Source organism: Streptomyces sp. CGMCC 4.7035, assembly GCF_031583065.1.
GTDB lineage: Bacteria > Actinomycetota > Actinomycetes > Streptomycetales > Streptomycetaceae > Streptomyces > Streptomyces yaanensis.
On the sequence record NZ_CP134053.1, the window covers coordinates 384,577 to 404,382 of the forward strand.

The 19,806-nt window shown below is 68.9% G+C and carries 19 protein-coding genes and 1 pseudogene; 11 read left to right on the forward strand and 9 right to left on the reverse strand.

The window, feature by feature from the left end:
- Positions 1-93 precede the first annotated feature (93 nt).
- Together Q2K21_RS01635 and Q2K21_RS01640 are read right to left on the reverse strand one after the other, a co-directional pair.
- Positions 94-1,695, reverse strand: coding sequence for a tyrosine-type recombinase/integrase (locus tag Q2K21_RS01635; protein WP_310763260.1), 1,602 nt, complete (start codon positions 1,693-1,695; stop codon positions 94-96).
- On the reverse strand, positions 1,692-2,372 hold the full coding sequence (locus Q2K21_RS01640) for a helix-turn-helix domain-containing protein (RefSeq protein WP_310763262.1): 681 nt from the start codon (positions 2,370-2,372) through the stop codon (positions 1,692-1,694). The genes Q2K21_RS01635 and Q2K21_RS01640 overlap by 4 nt, the downstream gene beginning before the upstream one ends.
- 95 nt (positions 2,373-2,467) lie before the next feature.
- Between Q2K21_RS01640 and Q2K21_RS01645 the strand changes: the two genes are divergently transcribed.
- The 5 genes from Q2K21_RS01645 to Q2K21_RS01665 all read left to right on the forward strand — a co-directional run bounded on the left by Q2K21_RS01645 (position 2,468) and on the right by Q2K21_RS01665 (position 8,006).
- The gene (locus Q2K21_RS01645; RefSeq protein WP_310763263.1) at positions 2,468-2,698 is read left to right on the forward strand and encodes a hypothetical protein; all 231 of its coding nucleotides are present in this window, start codon (positions 2,468-2,470) and stop codon (positions 2,696-2,698) included.
- Between the two features lie 227 nt (positions 2,699-2,925).
- Positions 2,926-4,218, forward strand: a complete 1,293-nt coding sequence (locus tag Q2K21_RS01650; RefSeq protein ID WP_310763264.1) for a DUF3631 domain-containing protein — start codon at positions 2,926-2,928, stop codon at positions 4,216-4,218.
- 392 nt (positions 4,219-4,610) lie between these two features.
- Positions 4,611-5,408, forward strand: a complete 798-nt coding sequence (locus tag Q2K21_RS01655) for a DUF2637 domain-containing protein (protein ID WP_310763265.1) — start codon at positions 4,611-4,613, stop codon at positions 5,406-5,408.
- 325 nt (positions 5,409-5,733) lie between these two features.
- Positions 5,734-6,294 (forward strand): MobC family plasmid mobilization relaxosome protein, encoded by a 561-nt coding sequence (locus tag Q2K21_RS01660; protein WP_310763266.1) that lies wholly within the window; start codon positions 5,734-5,736, stop codon positions 6,292-6,294.
- On the forward strand, positions 6,291-8,006 hold the full coding sequence (locus Q2K21_RS01665) for a relaxase/mobilization nuclease domain-containing protein (protein WP_310763267.1): 1,716 nt from the start codon (positions 6,291-6,293) through the stop codon (positions 8,004-8,006). Before Q2K21_RS01660 ends, Q2K21_RS01665 begins: the two co-directional genes overlap by 4 nt.
- A 25-nt stretch (positions 8,007-8,031) precedes the next feature.
- On the opposite strand, the gene Q2K21_RS01670 is transcribed toward Q2K21_RS01665, so the two are convergent.
- Genes Q2K21_RS01670 through tgmA form a run of 4 tightly spaced genes read right to left on the reverse strand, consistent with a single transcriptional unit; the run spans position 8,032 to position 10,840 of the window.
- The gene (locus Q2K21_RS01670; RefSeq protein ID WP_310763268.1) at positions 8,032-8,358 is read right to left on the reverse strand and encodes a DUF6087 family protein; all 327 of its coding nucleotides are present in this window, start codon (positions 8,356-8,358) and stop codon (positions 8,032-8,034) included.
- A gap of 31 nt (positions 8,359-8,389) precedes the next feature.
- Complete coding sequence (gene tgmC / locus Q2K21_RS01675) at positions 8,390-9,577, reverse strand: ATP-grasp peptide maturase system methyltransferase (RefSeq protein WP_310763269.1); 1,188 nt, start codon at positions 9,575-9,577, stop codon at positions 8,390-8,392.
- Positions 9,567-10,529 carry an ATP-grasp ribosomal peptide maturase gene (tgmB, locus tag Q2K21_RS01680; protein ID WP_310763270.1) on the reverse strand — a complete coding sequence of 321 codons (963 nt, stop codon included), beginning with the start codon at positions 10,527-10,529 and terminating at the stop codon, positions 9,567-9,569. The genes tgmC and tgmB overlap by 11 nt, the downstream gene beginning before the upstream one ends.
- A 5-nt stretch (positions 10,530-10,534) precedes the next feature.
- Positions 10,535-10,840 carry a putative ATP-grasp-modified RiPP gene (gene tgmA / locus Q2K21_RS01685; RefSeq protein ID WP_067000855.1) on the reverse strand — a complete coding sequence of 102 codons (306 nt, stop codon included), beginning with the start codon at positions 10,838-10,840 and terminating at the stop codon, positions 10,535-10,537.
- A 160-nt stretch (positions 10,841-11,000) separates the two neighbouring features.
- Here tgmA and Q2K21_RS01690 point away from each other — a divergent pair, with 160 nt between their 5' ends.
- Positions 11,001-11,156, forward strand: coding sequence for a hypothetical protein (locus tag Q2K21_RS01690; protein ID WP_310763271.1), 156 nt, complete (start codon positions 11,001-11,003; stop codon positions 11,154-11,156).
- Between the two features lie 140 nt (positions 11,157-11,296).
- On the opposite strand, the gene Q2K21_RS01695 is transcribed toward Q2K21_RS01690, so the two are convergent.
- The gene (locus Q2K21_RS01695) at positions 11,297-11,713 is read right to left on the reverse strand and encodes an ATP-binding protein (RefSeq protein WP_310780534.1); all 417 of its coding nucleotides are present in this window, start codon (positions 11,711-11,713) and stop codon (positions 11,297-11,299) included.
- A gap of 257 nt (positions 11,714-11,970) precedes the next feature.
- On the opposite strand from Q2K21_RS01695, the gene Q2K21_RS01700 reads away from it, so the two are divergent.
- From Q2K21_RS01700 to Q2K21_RS01720, 5 genes and pseudogenes are all read left to right on the forward strand, one after another.
- On the forward strand, positions 11,971-13,224 hold the full coding sequence (locus Q2K21_RS01700; protein WP_310763272.1) for a helix-turn-helix domain-containing protein: 1,254 nt from the start codon (positions 11,971-11,973) through the stop codon (positions 13,222-13,224).
- Positions 13,209-13,739 (forward strand): GNAT family N-acetyltransferase, encoded by a 531-nt coding sequence (locus Q2K21_RS01705; RefSeq protein WP_310763273.1) that lies wholly within the window; start codon positions 13,209-13,211, stop codon positions 13,737-13,739. Before Q2K21_RS01700 ends, Q2K21_RS01705 begins: the two co-directional genes overlap by 16 nt.
- A gap of 44 nt (positions 13,740-13,783) precedes the next feature.
- Positions 13,784-14,227, forward strand: a complete 444-nt coding sequence (locus Q2K21_RS01710) for an NUDIX domain-containing protein (RefSeq protein WP_310780535.1) — start codon at positions 13,784-13,786, stop codon at positions 14,225-14,227.
- A gap of 560 nt (positions 14,228-14,787) precedes the next feature.
- Positions 14,788-15,293, forward strand: a pseudogene (locus Q2K21_RS01715) (aquaporin); the annotation flags it as partial.
- A 211-nt stretch (positions 15,294-15,504) separates the two neighbouring features.
- On the forward strand, positions 15,505-15,942 hold the full coding sequence (locus tag Q2K21_RS01720) for a hypothetical protein (protein ID WP_310763274.1): 438 nt from the start codon (positions 15,505-15,507) through the stop codon (positions 15,940-15,942).
- Between the two features lie 156 nt (positions 15,943-16,098).
- On the opposite strand, the gene Q2K21_RS01725 is transcribed toward Q2K21_RS01720, so the two are convergent.
- The gene (locus Q2K21_RS01725) at positions 16,099-16,704 is read right to left on the reverse strand and encodes a hypothetical protein (RefSeq protein WP_310763275.1); all 606 of its coding nucleotides are present in this window, start codon (positions 16,702-16,704) and stop codon (positions 16,099-16,101) included.
- Positions 16,705-17,378: 674 nt separating this feature from the next.
- Positions 17,379-19,790 carry a SpoIIE family protein phosphatase gene (locus tag Q2K21_RS01730; RefSeq protein WP_310763276.1) on the reverse strand — a complete coding sequence of 804 codons (2,412 nt, stop codon included), beginning with the start codon at positions 19,788-19,790 and terminating at the stop codon, positions 17,379-17,381.
- Positions 19,791-19,806 lie beyond the last annotated feature (16 nt).

Here is a 19,806-nt window from a genome sequence, read left to right on the forward strand (position 1 = left end):
CCTTTTGTGTTGCTCGGGGCATGACGCGTCACACGGCCGGGGAGCCGCGAGATGGCTTGCGTGAGCGATGCGTGAGCGGAGCGGGCCGGTGCCCTACTTCCTGGGCTTCTTCCGCTTGTCCTTCTTCTTGGCCCTGGCCTCGGCTTTCGCCTTGTCCTTGGCCTTCTTGGCGGCCTTACGGGCCTCCTCCGCCGCGGTCTTCCGCTGAAGCGGGACCAGCTTGGCGGTGGCCTCGGCCGCGTTCTTGCCGACCTGCGGCAGGACGCTCTGGTAAATGTCCCGCGTGATCCGGGTGTCGCTGTGCCCGAGCGTGTCCGACACGATCTTCACGTCGATGCCGGCGGCGAGCATGAGCGTGGCCGCGCCGTGGCGGAGGTCGTGCAGCCGGATCGGCGGGAGCCCGGAGGCGGCGACGAGGCGCTCGAAGAGGTCGGTCACCTTGCCCGGATGGAGCCAGGAGGCGTCTTCCTGGGTGAAGACCATGCCTGTCTCGACCCAGGCTGATCCCCACTCCTCGCGGTCCGCGTCCTGCTGTTCGCGGTGTCGCTTCAGGACGCTGACGGTGTCGTCGTCGAGCGCGACCACGCGGAAGCCGCTGTCCGTCTTGGGCTCGGAGGTCTCGACCTCCCACCCGTCCTGGACGAGCTGGGCGGAGACGGTCAGGGAGTGGTCATCGAGGTTGGTCTCCGACCAGGGCTGCCCGCATGCCTCGCCCCGCCGCAGGCCGCGGAAGGCGATCAGGTGCCACATCGCGTACAGCCGGTCGTCCGCGACGAAGTCGAGGAATGTGCCGGTCTGTTCGGGCGTCCAGACCATCACGGGCGAGGGCTTCTCGCCCGTCTGCTCCCACTTGGCGACCCGCGCGTCCGTCCACACCAGAGCCTTTGGCTTGCGCACGGGGTCGAGTTCGACGTGCGCGGCCGGGTTGAAGGTGAGGATCTGCTGGCCGATCGCGTCGTTCAGCGCGGCCCGCAGCGTGGCCTTGATGCGCAGCCGCGTGGCCGGGCCGGTCACACGCCGGAACGGGGGCATGGCGTCGATCGCCGTCTTCATCGCCTTGCGGCGGGCGCGGTTGTCCGTGCCCTTCCACGGCACGGTGGCCAGCTCCTCGACTGCGGCCCGGCGCTGGGCGTTTTGCTCCAGGATCTCGGCGTTGGCGTCGGCGATGGCCGTGAACATGTCGCTGAGGTGGCTCACGCGCAGGCGGTCGAGGCGGTGGTGGCCGATCCGGGGCTTCAAGTGGAAGCGGATATCGGTCTCGTAGCGGTTGAGTCCCGACTTGCGGATGCGCTTGCCGTCGAGCCATCGGTCGAGCCACTCACTGACGGTCAGGCGGCCGATCAGGTCCTGACCGGACTTCAGGCGCCGCCGGGTCTCCTCGACATCCGGCAGCGGCGACTTCTCGTCGCCGACCTCCTCCAGCATGGCGGCGATCAGCGCCATGCCCTCGGGGTCGTCGGTGTCGGCGAGGCCGAGCAGGGCGCGCACGTGGTCGAGGTCGGCCTGGGCCGCCTTGAGGGACTCGTAGCCGGCGCGGCTGAAGGAGCGGCGGGTGCCGTCTTCGCGGGGCGGGAGCTCCTGGCGTATGGAGTACGAGCCGTGCTTGCGGCTGGAGAGCTTGGGGCATTTCTTGCCGAGCGGCTTGCCGGTGTGGGGGTCGCGGCAGTAGCAGCGGCGGTGGGTGGAACCCTTCAAAGATCATTCTCCTCGGTGGTGTCGCCGACGTGCGGGTCGACGTCGGCGAGTTCGGGCGGCAGCAGGGGTGGCGTGCCGCCGTCTTCGCGGATGAAGGCGCGGGCGCTGCGGAGCCGGTACTTGGCTTCCAACACCCGTTCGGCGTAGTCGGCTTGGGCGAGTACGGCTTCCTCGCGTTCGGCCTGGTTGGGTGCCGTCTCGGCTTTCCAGCGCTCGTGCTTCTCGCCTTTCAGAGCAGCCAGGGCGGCGCGCTGGTGGCGGACGTGGGCGCGGAAGGAACGGAGCATGTCGTCTTCCATGCCGAAGTCCTCCCTGTCGCCGGTGAACCAGCGCATGGCGTCCCAGGTCGGTTCGGAGTCCTGCAGGGGAAGGCGCTGGACTCTGTCGACGTAGCCCACGGGGTACAGCAGGCAGATCGGGTAGGTCCGCAGTGCTTCGGCGAGGACGAGGACCTCGACCAGGGGCAGGGTCGCGCGGCGTCCGGACTCCATGTTGGCGATCACGTTGCGCGGGATCGGGTAGCCGATCTCCTCGCATCTGTCGGCCAGGTCCTGGGCGCTCATGCGCAGCTCCTTCCTTCGTCTACGGACCTCAGCGGCCACGGTGGCCATCACCTGGTCGGCCCACTCGGGGACGTCGTCCTCGTCCCTTCCAGCATCGAAACCGTGTTGTGTCATGGCAACACATTAGCTCGCTCATGATGGTTGGTGATCGCCTGGAGCCGGACGTGGTGCCGCGTTCGCCGAGGGCTCAGTCATGAACGGAGCACTGGATGCGCAACAACGAGAGCGCCGAGCAGCCCAAGGGCATGACGCGGGAGGAGCTGCTGGCCCTGCCCGCCGCCGTTGACCTGGACACTGGAAACCGGGCGCTGGGTCTGGGGCGGAGCAAGGGCTACGAGCTGGCCAAGCGCGGCGCGTACCCGTGCAAGGTCCTGCGGCTGGGCAAGGCGTACCGCGTCGTGACCGCAGACCTGTTGAACCTGCTCGGCCTGGCCGCATGACCGCGTGTGCCCATAGCAGACGCTTCTGCGCTGAGCTGACACAGAAACGCTGGACTGTGGCCAGGCGTGGACGTACTGTCCGTGGTCCCTCGCCCCGGCCAAGGAAGCGAGAAAGCCCCCGGCGGGCCAACGCCGGAGGCTCAGCACACTCCACTGCCCGCATTCCAACGAACGACCTGCGCGACCCGGGCCTGCATGCCCGAAGCCGCCGGATAAGGAGCTGCCCTGTGCAACCTACGACACCCGAGCCGCATTCCGCAGCCGGCAAGGCGGTATGGCCGACGGTCGCGGTGCCTGGCAAGCCCGGCCACCACGCGCCCGAAGCCGCCCCGGTTGCCGACGACAGGGCACCGGACCCGATACCGGCGGATCAGCCCGCCGAGGAGGCGGTGCCGGACCCAGAGCCGACAACGTACGGCTCCGAGCTGTTGAACGAACTACGTGCACAGATAGCCCGGTTCGTGATCCTGCCCTCACCGGAGGCGCTGGACGCGGTCACGCTGTGGGTGGCGGCGACGCACCTGCAGCCCGCGTGGCAACACGCCCCGCGCCTGGCGGTGGTCGGACCGGCGAAGCGGTGCGGTAAGTCACGGCTCCTGGACGTGCTCACCGAGACGGTCCACGAGCCGATGCTCACCATCAACACCACCCCTGCGGCGGTCTTCCGCTCCATCACTACCGACGAACCGCCCACCCTGCTCGTGGACGAGGCCGACACCATCTTCGGCACCCCGAAGATGGCGGAGAAGAACGAGGAGATGCGCGGCCTGCTCAACGCCGGTCACCAGCGCAACCGCTATGTCACCCGCGTCGTCGGCAACGACCACACGCCCCACAAGTTCGCCACCTTCGCCATGGCCGCCCTGGCCGGGATCGGCGACCTTCCCGACACGATCATGGACCGGTCCGTGGTCATCCGCATGCGCCGCCGGGCCGAGGGCGAGCACGTCAAGCCCTTCCGCTCCCGCCGCGACATCCCAGCCCTCCACGACCTGCGCGACCGCATCGCCGCATGGGCCAGGCCCCTTCTCGATGAGGCCGCCGACCTGGAACCGGAGATGCCGGTGGAGGACCGGGCCGCCGACACCTGGGAACCCCTGGTGATCGTCGCCGACCTCGCCGCCGGGCCCTGGCCCCGCCTCGTCCGCGCGGCATGCGCGCAGATGGTCACCGACGAGGCCCAGGCCGAGGAGGACCACCCCAGCGGAGCGCGGATCCTGGCCGACATCCGCCGGGTCTTCGTCGCCCAGCGCGAGGTCGACAGCCTCTCCACGGACGAGCTCCTCCACCACCTGCGCCAAGACCCGGAAAGCCCTTGGGCGGAGTGGGGGCGCAGCGGGCTGAGCCCCCGTGACCTCGGCTCAATGTTGCGCGACTTCGGCATCAAGTCCGGCAACGTCCGCCTCGCCGACGGCACCCAGCGCAAGGGTTACACGCGCAACAAGTTCCTCGACGCGTGGCGCCGTTACTGCCCGACCGTCCACCCGGTTTACGCCGAGCCCGCCCGCAGCGAGGGCTGAGACCCCGCCCTGCCCCCGGTTGCCGTCCTTGCCGTCCCTGCCGTAATGGCGCAGGTCAAACGGCATGAGGGCAAGACGGCAGCCGGGGCCAAGACGGCAACACGATCATGACCGTCGTGCTGCCCGCCAGGACGCCGCCCAGATCCGTCTTGTGGCGTCCCGGGCGTCCCCGCCGTATCGGCGCAGGTCACGGCGCACGCCGCCGGGACGGAAGACGGATTCGATCCGTCGACGCCCATCGAGCCGCAGCCCTCACGGCCTATGCGGGCCGCCGAGACGCGACGGCACCGCCAAGACGGAACGCCGACGCCCCTGCCGTACCGGCTCTGACCTGCGCTTGCAACGGCCAAGACGGCAAAGACGGACCACGCCACCACCGCAGGAGACCCCGCTTGACCAACCTCTCCACACCCACCTACCGGGACCACCGCCCTGGCGAAGGGCGGTCGATGATGACCAAGCAGGCTGCCGAGCGGTACGCGCTCGTCGCCGCAGGTGCCGTCATCGTGGCCCTGACCGCCGGCGGCTTCTGGCTGTCGTACGCGCACCTCGCCGAGGTCGCCGGACAGCACGGGCTTTACAGCTCTCCCGCCCGCCGCTGGGCCTGGCCCGCGACCCTGGACGCCTTCATCGTCGCCGGTGAACTGCTCATGCTCCGCGCGGGCCTGCGCCGCGTCACCGACGGATGGGCCATCGCCCTTACGGCCACCGGATCGGTCGGCTCCATCGCGCTCAATGTGGCCGGGGTCAGCGGCACGGGCAGCGCCGGCACCGTTCCCCTGCTCGACTACGTGGTCGCCGCGGTTCCCCCGACCGCCGCGCTGCTGGCCTTCGGTGTCCTGATGCGACAGATCCACCAGCTCGTTGACCGTCCGGTCGGCCATCCGGACGCCCCTTCCGAACAGCTCACTGACCCGCTGGCTGCTACGTCCGTCCAGCCGTCGGAACCACCGCCCGAGGTTTCGGAGAGCACGCCGCGCGGTGGCCGTCCGCCAAAGGCCACACTCGCAGAGCTCGTGGAGATCGGCCGGATTGCCCTCGCTGAGCACGGCACACTCAGCCGGTCTCTTCTCCGGAAGGCTGTCAAGGACAGGGACTTGACGATCGGCAGTGAGCGGCAGACCGAGGTGATGGAGATCCTCCGGCCCGAAATCGAAGCCACCGCCGAGACCGGTCCGGACAGCGGCTGACCGGAATCCCTGCGGGGTGACCGGAACCCCTTCCGGTCACCCCGGCCGACGCCCCGCTTGTCCACACCCGTGGATTGCGTGCCGACCACCAGCACTCAGCCAGCCCTTGCCGCCGACGCGCCTGCCTCGCCCCCCTTCTGGAGAACCGCCCGTGACGCACGCCCCGTACCGCCCCGACCCCACTCCCGACGAGCCGCCGCCTCATGCGAAGTCCCCTACGCTGATGGGGCGTTTGCGGCAGGCGTTCGGACGGGCTGCCCCGGGCGGAGCCAGTAGTACCCCGAGTCCGACTCAGGGCCGGACTTCGGGGGTCTCCGCCCCGGGGGTGGCGGAGATGGTCCAGCGCCAGGGGGCGCTGGACCAGAGGGTCGGGGGCGAGGGCGGCTCCGACCGGGACACTCTCCATGCCGTCCAGCGCGAAGTGCTCCACCCTGTCCGCGCCGCCGAGACCGTCGGCGGCGCGCCCACCGTGCAGATCGTGCAGCCCACGATCCGTCGCTTCACCGGCACCAAGCGCGTCGCCCGCGTCGGCCCCCTGCGCTTCACCGACGACGAGCACACCCAGCTTCAACAGACAGCCGCGGAACACGGCTACAAAGGCGACTCCGGCTTCGCCGCCGACATCGTTCTTGCCTTCCTCACCGGCCGGTTCACCGCCAACCTGCCCCTGTCCGAGGACCGCCGCCGCACCCACATCTTCCGCGCCCAGGTCCTGCGCCAGCTCAACCGGATCGGCGTCAACGTTAACCAGATCGCCCGCGCCCTCAACAGCGATCACACCCCACCCGACATCCGCCAGCGCCTCACCGAACTCCACCACCTGCTGGAGCTGATCGCCGAAGCCCTGCGCCAGCCTGCTGACCCGGAGACGGAGGTGCCCGCGTGATCGCCGCCATCAAACCGGCCGGGTCCAACACCCGCGGCCTGCTCGCCTACCTCTACGGCCCCGGCCGCCAGGACGAACACCTCGATCCGCACATCGTGGCGGGCTTCGCGATGCTCGGCATGCCCGACCCCGGCCGCGATGAGAACGCCACCCTCACTGCACTCGCCCGCTACCTCGACGAACCGGTCCGGCTGCGCAACAGCGAGTTCGGCAAGAAGGTCACCGACCACGTCTGGCACTGCCCCGTCCGTGCCGCCCCCGAAGACCGCCACCTCTCCGACACCGAATGGGGCGAGATCGCCCAGCGCATCGTCCAGGCGGCTGGCATCGCCCCCACGGGTGACGACCTCGCCTGCCGCTGGATCACCGTACGCCACGCCGACGACCACATCCACATCCTCGCCACCACCGTCCGCGAAGACGGCCGCCGCCCCAAACTCCACGACAGCGGCCTCCGCGTCGGCGACGCATGCCGCGAGATCGAAAAGGACTACGGACTGCGCCAGCTGAAGAAGGGCGACCGCACTGGCGCCCGCAGCCCCACCCAGGCCGAGATGCACAAGGCCGAACGCCTCGGCTGGGAACAGACCAGCCCCGAGTGGCTGCAGGACCGTATCCGCGCCGCCATCCCCCACGTGACCAACGCCGAGGAATTCCTGTCCTACCTGGAAGCCGACGGCATCGAGGTCAAGGCCCGGCGCGGCCCATCAGGCGACCTTCTGGGGTATGCGGTCGGCCGACCCGGCGACGTCAACGAGAACGGCGAGCAGATCTTCCACCCCGGAGGCAAGATCGCCCCCGGCCTCTCCCTGCCCAAAATCACCGCCCGCCTCGAATCCAGCCGGCCCGAAGAACACCCCACCGCCCGCCGCAACCGCGCCAGCACCCCCTGGCATCAAGCCGCCGACGCTCTCGACACCCTCCACGCCGACCTCGCCGATGACACCCACGCCCAGGCCCACGTCAGCGCCCTCGGTGAACTGATCGAAGCGACCTCCCAGAAGGCACCCGCCAATCTGCGCGCCGAACTCCAGGCTGCCTCGAAGGCGTTCGCCCGGGCCCAGCGGTCCCAGGTCCGGGCGGAAGACCGCGCCGCCCACGCCCTGCGCAGCGCGGCACGCGACATCGTCCGCACCGCCACTGGCCCTGACGGTAGCGCGCTGGCCGCTCTGGTCGCAGCTCTGGTCTGGGCTGCCATCGTCGCTGGGCGCTGGCACGAAGCGAAGAGCCATGCCCACCAGGCCGACGCCGCCCGCCAGACCGTCCGGCACCTCCAGATGGCCGCTGACCGCGCCCTCGCCCCGACACTCGCCGAACTCGCAGCCCGGCCGCCGAGGGAGGAAGCCCGTCGCGTTCTGGTCGGCGACGTACGGGCAGCCGTCCCCGACCACGCCGAACGGATATTCGCCGACCCGGCCTGGTTTGCGCTCGCCACCGTCCTCGCCGACGCCGAAGCCCGCGGCCACGAACCCCACCAGCTCCTCAAGGAAGCCGCTGCCCAACGCGAGCTGACCACCGCCCGTCAACCTGCCCGAGTCCTGATCACCCGCATCCAGCACACCGGCCGAAACCCGGCACCAAACCGCCGCGCCGAAGCCGCCCGCCGACGCTCGACCATGGCAAGCACGGTCCTCACGGAGCAGAGCCGCAACCCCCAGACCGCAGTAGCGGCGACGACACCCACCGAAAAGCAGCACCGACAGCGCCGGTAGGTATCAAGCATTTCACGTGCCCTGATCACCGTTGCGCTTGGCCGCCGCCCTCCGACCTGGGGGTCTGGGGTTTGCGGTGCTTGCCGGTGCCGGAGCCGAGCGGCTTCGGCACCGGGCCTGCGGGCGGCGGCTCACTGGCTTCTGGGTACAGGATGGCCTTGGCCTCGGCCAAGTTGGAGGCGAACCCGTACGGCTCCCACACGTGCCCGTTCCAGCGCTCGATGGCGCGGGGTGCATCTGGGTTCAGATGGGATGCCCTGGGGCCGTCGCCGGAGACGACAGGCACGGCGCGAAGTCGGCCGATCTTCGCGTCGCGGCGTTCCGCCCAATCCCTCAGCGGCTCGTCGTCCATCCGGGCCTTCCTCGCGTCTGCGGCGGCTGTCTCAGGAGGGTAGCGGCCACTGCGGGCCGTTCGGATTCCCGAGCCAGACGACCTGTTCGCCGCGGGAGACCGTCACACCGAACGCGGCGGTGCTCGGTGAGCCGTACTCCTCCCAGGTGCCCACCGCCGACTCGACCGCTTCCCACAGGCGGCGCGGGCCACCTTGGCGGACCTGCCAGCCGTCGTCCGTAGGAGCCAGGACGGCGAAGGAATCGGTGACGCTGTCCAGCACGAATGTGCTGGCTGGCCCGCCGTCGACCGCCATGGAGAAGGAGCGGGCGTCCGGCGCCGCGAGCTGAGCCATGAAGGCCGGACCGGAGCTGCTGAGGACCTCTGGGCCGTACGTTGCCTTCCGCGTCGTTCCGTCGTCGGGCGCCGGAATCATGCCGAGGCTCTCCGGCGCGTCCTGCTGGCGGGCGATCATGAAGCTCGGATCGTCCTCGCTGAACCAGCCGCTCGCGCTGTCTCCAGTCACGATGAGTTTGACCAGGCCGAGGGAGCGCATCCAGCCGCGCAGGGTGGTGAGGATGACGCCGCCTGGCTGCACCTGGTTCAGCCAGGCGGGCGGGATGTTGCGGAAGCCGCATGTGGCGATCAGCCGGTCGTACGGGGCTCCGTCTGGGTGGCCGGCGCGGCCGTCCCCCACCAACAGCCGAGGGGTGTATCCGGCTGTGGTGAGAGCCTCGCGGGCGCGACGGGCCACGCCGTCGTCCGTCTCGATCGAGGCCACGCGCTCGCTGCCGAGCCGGTGGCACATGAGTGCTGTGGAGTAGCCAGTGCCGGTGCCGATCTCCAGGATGTTCATGCCGTCCTGCACGTCGAGGTCTTCGAGCATCCGAACCACGAGGCTCGGCAAGGTCGACGACGAGGTGGGGGCGGCATTGCTGATGGGCTTCGGGTCGGCCCAGTCGATGTCCCGGCTGTCGAACTGGGTCATCCATGTCTCGTCGGTGTAGACGAGACGGAGCCACTCCTCCTGGCCGGCGGTTTCCGGTGTGACTGGCTCCCAGGTGGTGACGCCGGGAGTGTTGCTCTCCCGGTAGAACCGAGGGACGAACAGGTGGCGAGGAGTGGCCTCGACGGCGGCACGCCAGGCCGGCGACCGCAGCCAGCCGTCCTCCTGTAGTTGTCCGGCGAGGCGGCGCCGTAGATCGACCGCGACCGTCTCGATATCGGTCTCACTGGCCACGGATGCCTCCTTCCAGGAGATCGGCGAGTGCGGCGGTCATAGGCAGACCTGTCGGCGGCTCCATCCATGCCCACTGTCCGGAAGGATTGCACTCGATGAAGATCCACTCGCCGGAGTCGGTCAGAGCGAAGTCGAATGCTCCGAAGACGAGCCCGAAGTGCTTCAGGTAGGCACGCATAGACCGCTCCACCGTTGGCGGCGCGGCAAGCGGCGTGTAGGTGTGCGTGTTGTAGTCCGTCCGCCAGTCGAGGAGGCCGGAGTCGATTCGTACGGCGAAGATCTGATCGCCGATGACCGTGACGCGGACGTCGGCGACCTTGTGCACGCACTGCTGGAACAGGTGCATGGTGCCGGTGACGGAGTCGTCGATCTCGTCGACGGTCACCTCGGTCACCGGCACGGTCCGGGCCTTGCCGTCGACCAGATAGAGCGGCACCGAGATCGACTTGAAGATGACGGTGCCGTGCTCCTTGATGAAGGCCCGCGCGTCGTGGGGAACGTTGGTGATCAAGGTCGGCGGCACTGTGAAGCCGACCGCCGCTGCTGCCGCTAGCCCGGCGGGCTTGTATTCGGCGTCGCCAATGCGGTTGGGGTGGTTGACGTAGAGGCAGCCGGGCAGAGAGGTCAGGATGCCGCCGAGGCCGTAGCGGGCCTGAGCCACGGCGAACCGTTCGTCCTGCCTGTCGAGGTGGGGGAACGCAAACCCGGAGGGGCGCCGGTAGTACACGGACCGCACGGCACCCAGCTCGGCACGTCGGCTCGGGGTCTGCACGCTTCCCCGCCAGCTGTCGGTGCCGCCGATGGCGGCCGAGCACGACAGCGTGGCGGGGAAGTCACCGGAGTCGAACCGCACGACCGGGACACCCCGGTCGTGCAGCTCGGCGATCACGAAGTCCGCGGTCGGGTCGTCGAGGTTGGTGACGACCAGGACCGGATGATCGTTGTTCGTCACCAGAGTCACTGGTCGGTGTCGTTCCCCGTGTCGCTGTCGGGGGCGTCACCGCCGGCGCGGTCTCCCTGCCCCGTGGTGCCGGTCGCGGGGTTGGTGCCGGAGGACGTGCCGTGGCCCGGGGACATGGTGGGTGCCCCCGAGGCGTCGAAGTACCGGGCGGTCTGCGTCTCCGGGTCCAGCTTCACCGCCGCGTAGTCCGGGCCCTCGACGGGCGGGTACGGGGCGAGACGCCGCAGCCCCCATGGAGCTGCGGTCAGGTGTCCTTGCGGCAGCGGGCTGCCGGTGGGGAAGCGATCCATGTAGTTGAACACGGTTTTCCTTCCTGTCGGAAGTTCATGTCCTTCGATGTGACTTGCTCACCCGCTTAGGCGCGTCCGGGACAGAGCCGCCCGAGCGGGGGTCTCATGGGCGCCGGAGGCGCCAAGGTTGCGTCGGAACTGAGTCGAGGCGCCGCAGTCCGTCGAGGACTCGGTGGAGAAGACTGACGTCCGCTGGACGCGCCTCTACGGCCAGCCGGCCGTCGCCGTACCAGTGGCCGAGCTGCCGCTGCCACGTGTTCTCGGCACGCTGTGCCTCCACGCGGATCTCTCCGAGCGCCAGACCCGATTCGACGTGGAGTCGCAGTAGATCGACCGGAGTTATGCGGAGAGGTTCCGGCACTGCCGCTGCGTCAGGCACGGGGCCGAAGGCGAGCTCTACGCACGCGTCCGGGCGAGGGTGGTCGATGAGCTCCTCCGAGGACATGAGCCGTAAGACCACGCGCGGAGTCAGCACGAGGCCGGCACCCGCAGCTCGGCCCAGACGAGCTTTCCCCAGCGATGCAGGTCGTAGCCCCATCGCCAGCTCAGTGACTCCACGAGGAGAAGACCACGACCGTCCTCCGAGTCGTCGTCGGGGTCGGCCGGCTCGGGAGTGGCACGGCACTTGTCTGCGACGCCGATCCGAACCACCTCAGCCGTCTCGCGTCGAATCACCACTCGGACCACGCGACACCGCGTGTGATTGACGGCGTTGGTGATCAGCTCCGACACGACCAGAGTCCCAGCCTCTGCCAGCTCGCCTATGCCCCAAGTATTCAGAGCGGCGGAGACAAGCAGGCGTGCGCGGCGCGCGGATTCCGGTTCGCACGGCACGGTCTCGGTGTAGCCCGGAATGCCTGTCGCTGTTGGTTTGGCGGCTGTCATGGTCACGGGGTCATCCCTCCGAGGCTGGGACGCCCGCCCCCGCGACGGGGTGCGCCGGGGCGGGCTCTCCTCCAGGCCGTCGTGGGGCAGGTAGGGGGAACCTCGCCCGCTCAACGGCTGATACCGAGTCAACGACCTTTAGCCGACGAGGAACAGGAAAGGTCGCGCCCCACCCGCCTGCGGAGAACCGGAAGACTTTACGCTTCGGTGACCTGGGGTCTGGATCGGTCAGTGCACGCGGGGATACGGTCGGTTCCATGGGAGCGAACGCCGTCCTCAAGAGCTTGATGGAGGAACTCGGGTTCACCCAGGACGAATTGGCTGCTCGGATGAATGCTGCGCTCGCAGAGATCACCGGTCGGCCTGGCGACGTCTCCTCGCGCACAGTGCGCAATCTCCTGAACGGAACGTCCCGTCGACCCATCGGGCGCACGTGCGCAGCCTTAGAGCGGGTGTTCGACTGCCCTGTCGAGGACTTAGGGTTCAGCGCACCACGCACCATGCAACATCCGCAGGAGGACCCCGTGCGGCGTCGCACCTTCCTCGGCTCGGCGACCGGTGCCGCAGCCACCGCTGTTCCGTTGGTGGCTCAGCGCCGTACGGTCGGTATGTCGGACGTGGCCAGGGTTGCCGCCGGCGTGAACGCCCTTGTCGAAGCCGACGACCGCCAGGGCGGCCACGCGGCGTTGGAGAAGGCCGCCGTGCAGGGCCGCAACAAGGTACTTGAACTACAGCAGCGCAACGCCGGCGAACGCGTCCGCCGGGCGCTGTACGCGCTGGCTGCCGAGTACACCACTATCGCCGCCTGGTCGTGCATCGACGTCCGTAACCTCGACCAGGCCCAGGGCTACCTGAACGAATCGGCGACGTTCGCCGGCCTCTCGCAGGACGGCCCGACCGAGATGCGTGTGTGGGTAAACCTCTCGATGCTCGCCTACCAGCGGCAGAACTGGCCGGAGGCACTGGCAGCGGCACAGGCCGCGCAAGCCTCCTCGGCGGCTCGTCACGACCCGTTCTTCGACTCGCTGGGTCGGGTCCGCGTCGCCCTCGCGTACGCAGCTCTCGGTGACGGACGGGCCGGATTGCGGTCCCTCGGATTGGCCCAGGACACCTTCATCAAGGTGGCGGAGTGCGAGCGCCCGCGCTGGACAGCGTTCTATGGCCAGGCCGAACTTGACCACCTGGCCGCGATCGTCCAGTTCAACAGCGGACGCCACGCCCACGCAGAAGCCATGGCCCACCGCGCGCTGGCAAGGATTCCGAGTGCCTTCCGGCGTAACCGGGCACTTGCCACCGCTCAGCTCGCCCTTGCCCAACTCCACCAGGGAGAAGCCGAACGGGGCACGGCCACAGCCACCGCCGTGTTCACGATCATGGACGCCGACCCTCTGCCCGGCCGCATGCGCACCCTCATCGGTGACTTCCACCGCGGGCTGTTCACCATGGCCCCCTCCACCTCCTACGCACGAGACTGGGCAGACCGCATGCGAACCGAATGGAGTCGAGCGTGACCGACCTGCGTCACTTCCAGCACGGAGACCTCTCCGAAGGCTTCCGGCAGATGCTCATCGACGTACATGCCGACGCCTACGCCGACCAGATGGACGACCCCTTCCATCAGCGTTTCGCCTGGTTCGTCGACCATTGGTCGGGCATGGAGGGCTTCTCCTGCGTGGTGGCGTACGACGCCGACGAACCGGTCGGCTTCGCCTACGGCGCACCACTCGCCCCCGGCCGCGAGTGGTGGCGCTCCACCAGCTACGAGCCGAACAACGGCTACACCTCCACCTACGCCGTGTCCGAGGTCATGGTGCGCCCACGCTGGCGCAAGCAGGGCATCTCCGCACGACTCCACGAAGCGCTGCTGAAAGAACGCACGGAAGACCTCGCCGTACTCCTGGTCGACGTCACGCACCCGAAGGTGCAGGCACTCTATGAGTTGTGGGGGTACGTAAAGGCCGGCGAGCAGCAGCCGTTCGCCGACTCGCCGGTATACGCGGTCATGATCAGGGACCTGCGGACGTGAGCGTTCGCCAGCAGTCCAAAGGGCTGAAGCCTGCCCTCGGATCCATGACACTCCTGGTCGCCGCCGTCATTGTCCATGACAAGGGAACCAACCGCGTCGTCCTCCTCCAGCGCAGCCAGAACGCCAAGTTCGCCCAGGGCATGTGGGACCTCCCCGTCGGCAAGAGCGAACCCGGCGAACCCATCACCGAGACCGCGGTGCGCGAGCTGTACGAGGAGACCGGCCTGATCGTGAAGCCGGAGGCCCTGAAGGTCGCCCACATCATTCATGGTGCCTGGGGCGTAGAAGCTCCCAACGGCTTTCTCACCGTGGTCTTCGCCGCCGATGAATGGACCGGAGAACCCAAAAACCTCGAACCACGTAAGCACGACCAGGTCTGCTGGGTCGACGCTGACGCTATCCCCGAGGGGTTCGTTGACACCACGGCAAGCGCCCTCCGCCGGTACCTCACAGGCGGTTCGGAGGTTTCCCTCGATGGTTGGCGGTAGCCTCCCGGAACCGTTAAATCAGGTCAGATATCGAGACGGGCGTGGCCCTCCGCGATGTGGCCACGTGTGCGCCAACGGCATTGCCATCGATCACAGCAACGGACTGGGCCTATCGATGGGTCATCACCAAGTAGGCCGGATCGACCGCGAGTGTCAGTGCTTCACGTCAAGATCGGTCTATGCACATCGACCTGGAGCGGATAGCCGCGATCCAGCGGTCGGTCATCGGGGCCGTACTGCTCGTCGCCATGGTGATGGTGACGTACCGATCGCTTTCCTGGGTCGCGCGCCGGATTCGCCCGCTACAGGAGTGGTGGTCGGCTTGGAACACCAGGATTGCCGAACGGGACATAGCAGGTGGCTCTCCACCACAAGATGTTCGACCTGCTGCGCGAGGGAGCCGCTTACAGCGAAGCCGCCAAGGATCTTCTGCGGAAGGCTCAGTCGTTCTGGGCCAGTGCGCCGCACTCGGGGTGAGGCCGAAGGACGTTCTGCGGACCGGATGGCGGTGAGCGGGCGCCGTGAGGATCAGCGTCGGTGATCACCTTGACGGCTGACGAGTCTTCGGCTTGGGCGTGCTCATCACCCTCCTCGGCTTGGTCTCCGGTGCGCAATTCAATCCAGCCGTCACGCTGGCAGAGCTGTGCACTGCCTACCGGGGTTACGCCGGTGTGACACTGCGCGACGGCCGTCTATGTCCCTGCGTAGATCGCCGGCGTCATCGCGGGCGCGATCCTGGTGGATGCGATGTTCGGCGAACTGTGTGAAGTGGTCCACCACCACGACCGCTCGGCTGGACACCTGCCCCCGGGCGAGGTCGTTGCCACGGCCGGCCTGATCCTGCTGATCTTCGGCCTGGCCCGCACCTCCGCCTCCGCTTCGCGCCCGTCGCGGGCGCGTCGTACATCGGCGCCGCCTACTGGTCCACCTCGTCCGCGTCCGTTGCCGACCCGGCGGTGACCATCGGCCGTGCCTTCACCGACACCTCGCGGGCATCGCACGCGGTTCGCTCCTGGGCTTCATCGGCATACAGTTCGTCGGCGCGGTGGTCGGGCTGGCCCGGGTGCCGGGCTCCCGCCCGTTTGATCCACCTACCTGGCCTGGCTGGACACCCCTAGAACCTCGTGCCGGGCCCACATGCACGAAACCGCGCGTGCAGAACCTGCGCATGGCATGCGCGTCCTGACAGTCGATCACCGCACGGCCCGGGTTAGTGGTGCCCTCATGCCAGCGAGCCCGGCCATTCCGTGATCTTGCAGCTTTCCTGAGGAGGCACCGTGCGCCTGCCGTATCTACTGAACGTCTCGAACCCCAACAGGTTGTCGGCCGACTCCGGCTTCACCTTTGCCGAGTTACTCGCCCCGGCCCTGACTGACGCGGGGGCCGAGGTGACCGTGGCCTCGCCGGTCGCGACCGGCGATACCCGGGTGGGCTTCGCGCCCACCACGGCGCCGGCCACAAAGTACCGGGCCCGCTTCCAGCCTGGCCTGGACGGCCTGATTGACCTGATCCGGCACACGCGGCCGGATGTGGTGGTGGCCAACCAGGTCGAAGCCACCCCTGCGATCCGGGCTGCGATCCTGGAAGCCCACGCGGACGCTTTGATCGCCGGTTACTGCCACTACCTGCCCTTCTCCTTCGCTGACGACGGGCGTCTGGCGCTGGACGAAGCGCTCGGCGCACTCGCCATCGAAATCGACCTGTTGACGCAATAGCCGTAGGTTTGCCCCCCGGGACCGTACGCTCCTTGGCGCCCGCCGCCCGCCCCCTTCGAGGCAAACGGCGGGCGCCATGTATTCCTCGCCTGGCTCTTCTCCCTCGACGTCGCCTTCAGCACCACTCAACAACTCGTCCAGTGCGTCCGTCGCCGCCTACAAACCTTGAGGCGCGGCCGAAGGCCCACAGTCGCCTCGGGAGTCGTTGGCCGGTACTCGGTTTCCGCAAAGAATCATCTTCCATCGCAGATCCAGCGTGTACTGATGGTCTTCGATTCCGTCCACCGTGTAGTCGATCCACGCGCGGTTGATCACTCCGCCCTGTTCACCCACCGTCACAACGAAGAGAAGCTCGGTGAATCCGTTCTTGCCGTCAGCTACATCGGCGCAGGTCTGGGTAATCTGTCGCCCCGGCCTGAGTTGTTCGTAGGTTCCGGGCCTGGGAATGTACGTGTGGCGATCCGGATCCACGAAGTCGGGTGGCTCACCCCTGGCGGACGCGATGCCGGCTGCACCGGAGTCCACGTTGCGCAACTGAAATGAGACGTTGAGCGGTTGCACAGAAGCTTCGTACCGGACGCTCTGGATCGTTATGTCTCGCCCTCTTGTGCTGCAGAGGTAGTAGGCACCGAACGACGCCACCCAGGGGTGAGTCTTCGGTTCGGCGACAACTATGAGACCGCCAGACGTACGCGCATCGAGATGATCGTCCGCATGCTGTCTGTTGTCGGCCGTCACGGAGAAGAGCAGAGTGCCGGCCATGGCTCCCGCTACCAGGGGTGAAACCGCGCGGACGGCCCGCCGGGGAGGCGTCTGAGGAGACGCAGCTCGGCGGGCCTTCACTGGCGATGCTGACGCTATGGGGAGCACCTGCCCCTTCTTCCTCGCTTGCCTATGGGGGGACGCCCATGCAGATGTTGCAGGGCGGAGTCGCTGCAGTGCCTTCCTCCTGTGCCGACGAGCCGGCATCGGGTTCCTGCCCGGTTGACTGCGCTACGGAACGGAAGCTGGTGATCGGCACCAGGGTGAACGAGAAGAATCGCGGCTTTTCGGCCAGCTCATCGCGGCCTTCGCCATCTACCGAAGCCTTCGCGCGACGATCCCATCATCGACTGGTCGTTGCCCGACTTGCCGTGGGCTATCCACAGCTTCGTGGATAGCGAGTCGGGTGACCTGGCCAACGGTAGATAGTGCGTGAGCGATGCGTGAGCGGACGGGACAGCACACGTTGGACAGGACGTCATGCCGATCCAGGCCGCAACTCTCTGATCAGCAGAAACGGGATCCGGTGGCACTTCCCGGCACTACTCGGGATGATCTTGGGGGCCCTCGTAATGCGTAGGTCTCGGGTTCGAATCCCGAAGGCGGCTCCGAGAAACCCCAGGTCAGATAGTCGCTGACCTGGGGTTTTTGTTGCTCGCTCAATTGAACGGCGATCAGGTCGCTTGAACGGCGATCAGGCAGGTGTCGTCATCGGTGTCGGCGATGGCGCACGACAGCAGGTGGTCGACATAGTCCTCCAGTTCGCCCACCGGGCGGCCCGCGGCAACGAGGAGCTGTCCGAGGGCTTGGTCCAGGTCGCTGTCGCGGCGCTCGATCAGGCCGTCGGTGTACAGCAGCAGGATGTCCTGCCGCTGCAGCTCGTGCAGGGTCTCCTCGTACGGGGCGGCGTCGACAGCACCCAGCAGCACGCCGTCCGGCGGCTTGAGCGCTTCGGCCTTCCCGCCGCTGACGAGGATCGGGGGCACGTGTCCCGCATTGGCCCAGCGCAGGGTGTGGGCGGCGGGATCGAACAGGCCGCAGACGACTGTCGCGGTGACCTGGTCGGTGAGGCAGCAGGCGACGCTGTTCAGCCAGGAGAGCAGCCGGCCCGGCCCCGCACCGGTGATGGCCAGGCCGCGCAGGGCGTTGCGCAGGACGACCATGTCCGTCGCGGCAGAGATGCCGTGGCCGGCGATGTCGCCGACGGTGAGCAGCACCCGGCCGTCGGGCAGTACGACGGCGTCGTACCAGTCTCCGCCGACCCGTTGGTCCTCCTCCGCGGGGCGGTAGCGCACGGCGACCCGCAGTCCCGCCCTGTGCACCGGGTGTGCCGTCGGGGGCATGATCGCCCGTTGCAGCTGCCGGGCCAGGCGGTGACGCTCGGCGGCCTGCTGCTCGGCACCGGCCAGCCGGTCCTGGGTGGCGGCCAGCGCTACCTCGGTCCAGTGCTGCGGGGATATGTCCTGGTAGGCGCCGCGTACGGCGACCAGGAGCCCGGAGGCGTCGCAGAGAGGTTCGGCGACCACCCGCAGGTGGCGGACCACCCCGTCGTCGCGCCGAAGCCGGAAGGTGATCGCGCATTCTTCCCGCTGGTGCAGCACGGTGCGCAGGAAGCGCCCCACGGCGCCGGTGTCGTCGGGGTGCGCATGTCTGGAGAGCTGGTGCAGTGGCACCGGGGCCGCGCCGGGCGGCAGCCCGTACAGGGTGGACAGCTGCTCGGTCCAGGTGATCTCACCGGTGGTCAGGTTCTCCTCGAAGGCGCCGATCCGGCTGACCCGCTGGGCGTGCTCCAGCAGGTCGGCAAGCCGGGCGTCGCCCTCCGGGAGCCGCCAGCTGAGCAGCACCACGTCGCCGAAGCGGGCCAGCCCCACGGCAGCGACCACGGCCGGTGGGGCCGGGCTGCCCGGGAACCTGAGCACGGCGCTCCGGCTGCGATACGGGGCCCCGGTGCTGTGCACCCGCTTGATCCGCTCGAACAGCCCGCCCTCCCCGGCGAACAGCGGATACGCCTCCAGCAGCGGTAGCCCGGTCAGCGAGCCACGCGGACGACCGGCCGGGTCGGTGAAGCGCTCGTTGGTGTGCTCGATCACGAAGTCGGTGATCCGGCCGTCGCCGTCCCGCAGCGGCCGCAGCAGGGCGGCGGAGTCGAGCAGGCCGTCGAGCAGTCCGACGAGCCAGGCGGCAGTCCCGCCGGGCGGGACGCCCGACTCCACGCCGTGGTCCGAGAGTGACAGGGCGCAGAGCTGGGCCAGGGCGTCCAGCTGCCGCTGGAGGGGGAGCGCGGGCCGGCGGCCGGGCCAGTGGACCTCCAGCACGCCTACCCGCCGGCCGCCGCCTTGAGCAGGCACGAGGGCTCGTGTGCCGCTGCTGCTGCCGCCGATGGTGGGCGGCGGCGCCGCCTCGCCGGACTCGGTGATCCACAGCGTTCGGTCCTCGGTGATGGCCTGCTGGGCCGGGGTGCCGAGCCCGGGCGGGACATAGCGCCAGCGGGCGGCCTCGGCGGGGCCGAACCCTGCTTCTCCCGCCAGGGTGAGGGAGCCGTCGGGGGCTGCCGACCACACGGCGGCGGAGGTGGCGCCCAGCGGCCTCAGGGCCCGGTCGAGGAGGGCGCGGGCGAGCGCCTGGGTGTCGTCACCGGCCAGGATGGCGGCGGCCTCCGCCGTACGCAGCCGCAGGGCGGCCCCACGGTCCTGTGGTTCCGCGGCTTTCTCTGCCGTCCGGCTGGTGCCGGGTGTCGCTTGCGCGGCATGGGCTTCCGCGACCGCGAGGGCGGTGGCGTCCGAGGCGGCCTGGTTGACGATGTCGGCGGCCAGCTCGGGCAGGGCCGTCCGGGCGTCGGAGGCGAGCCTTCGCAGCTGCCGCGCGGCTTCGGACGGAGAGCAGCTCAGCCGTTCCACCAGGATGCCCTGGGCGAGTTCCACCAGAACGCGGGCCTCGCCGTCCTCCCGCAGAGCGCGAATCTCGTTGCTCAGCCGGTCGACGGTGGCCGCCAGCCCCGCCACTCCGGCCTCACCGTGCAGTGCGGGACGCACGCCGGGTTCGGAAGGGGGCCGCGGCCGCGTGGGCACGCGCTGCTGCTCCGCCATGGGTGCTCCTCGGCCC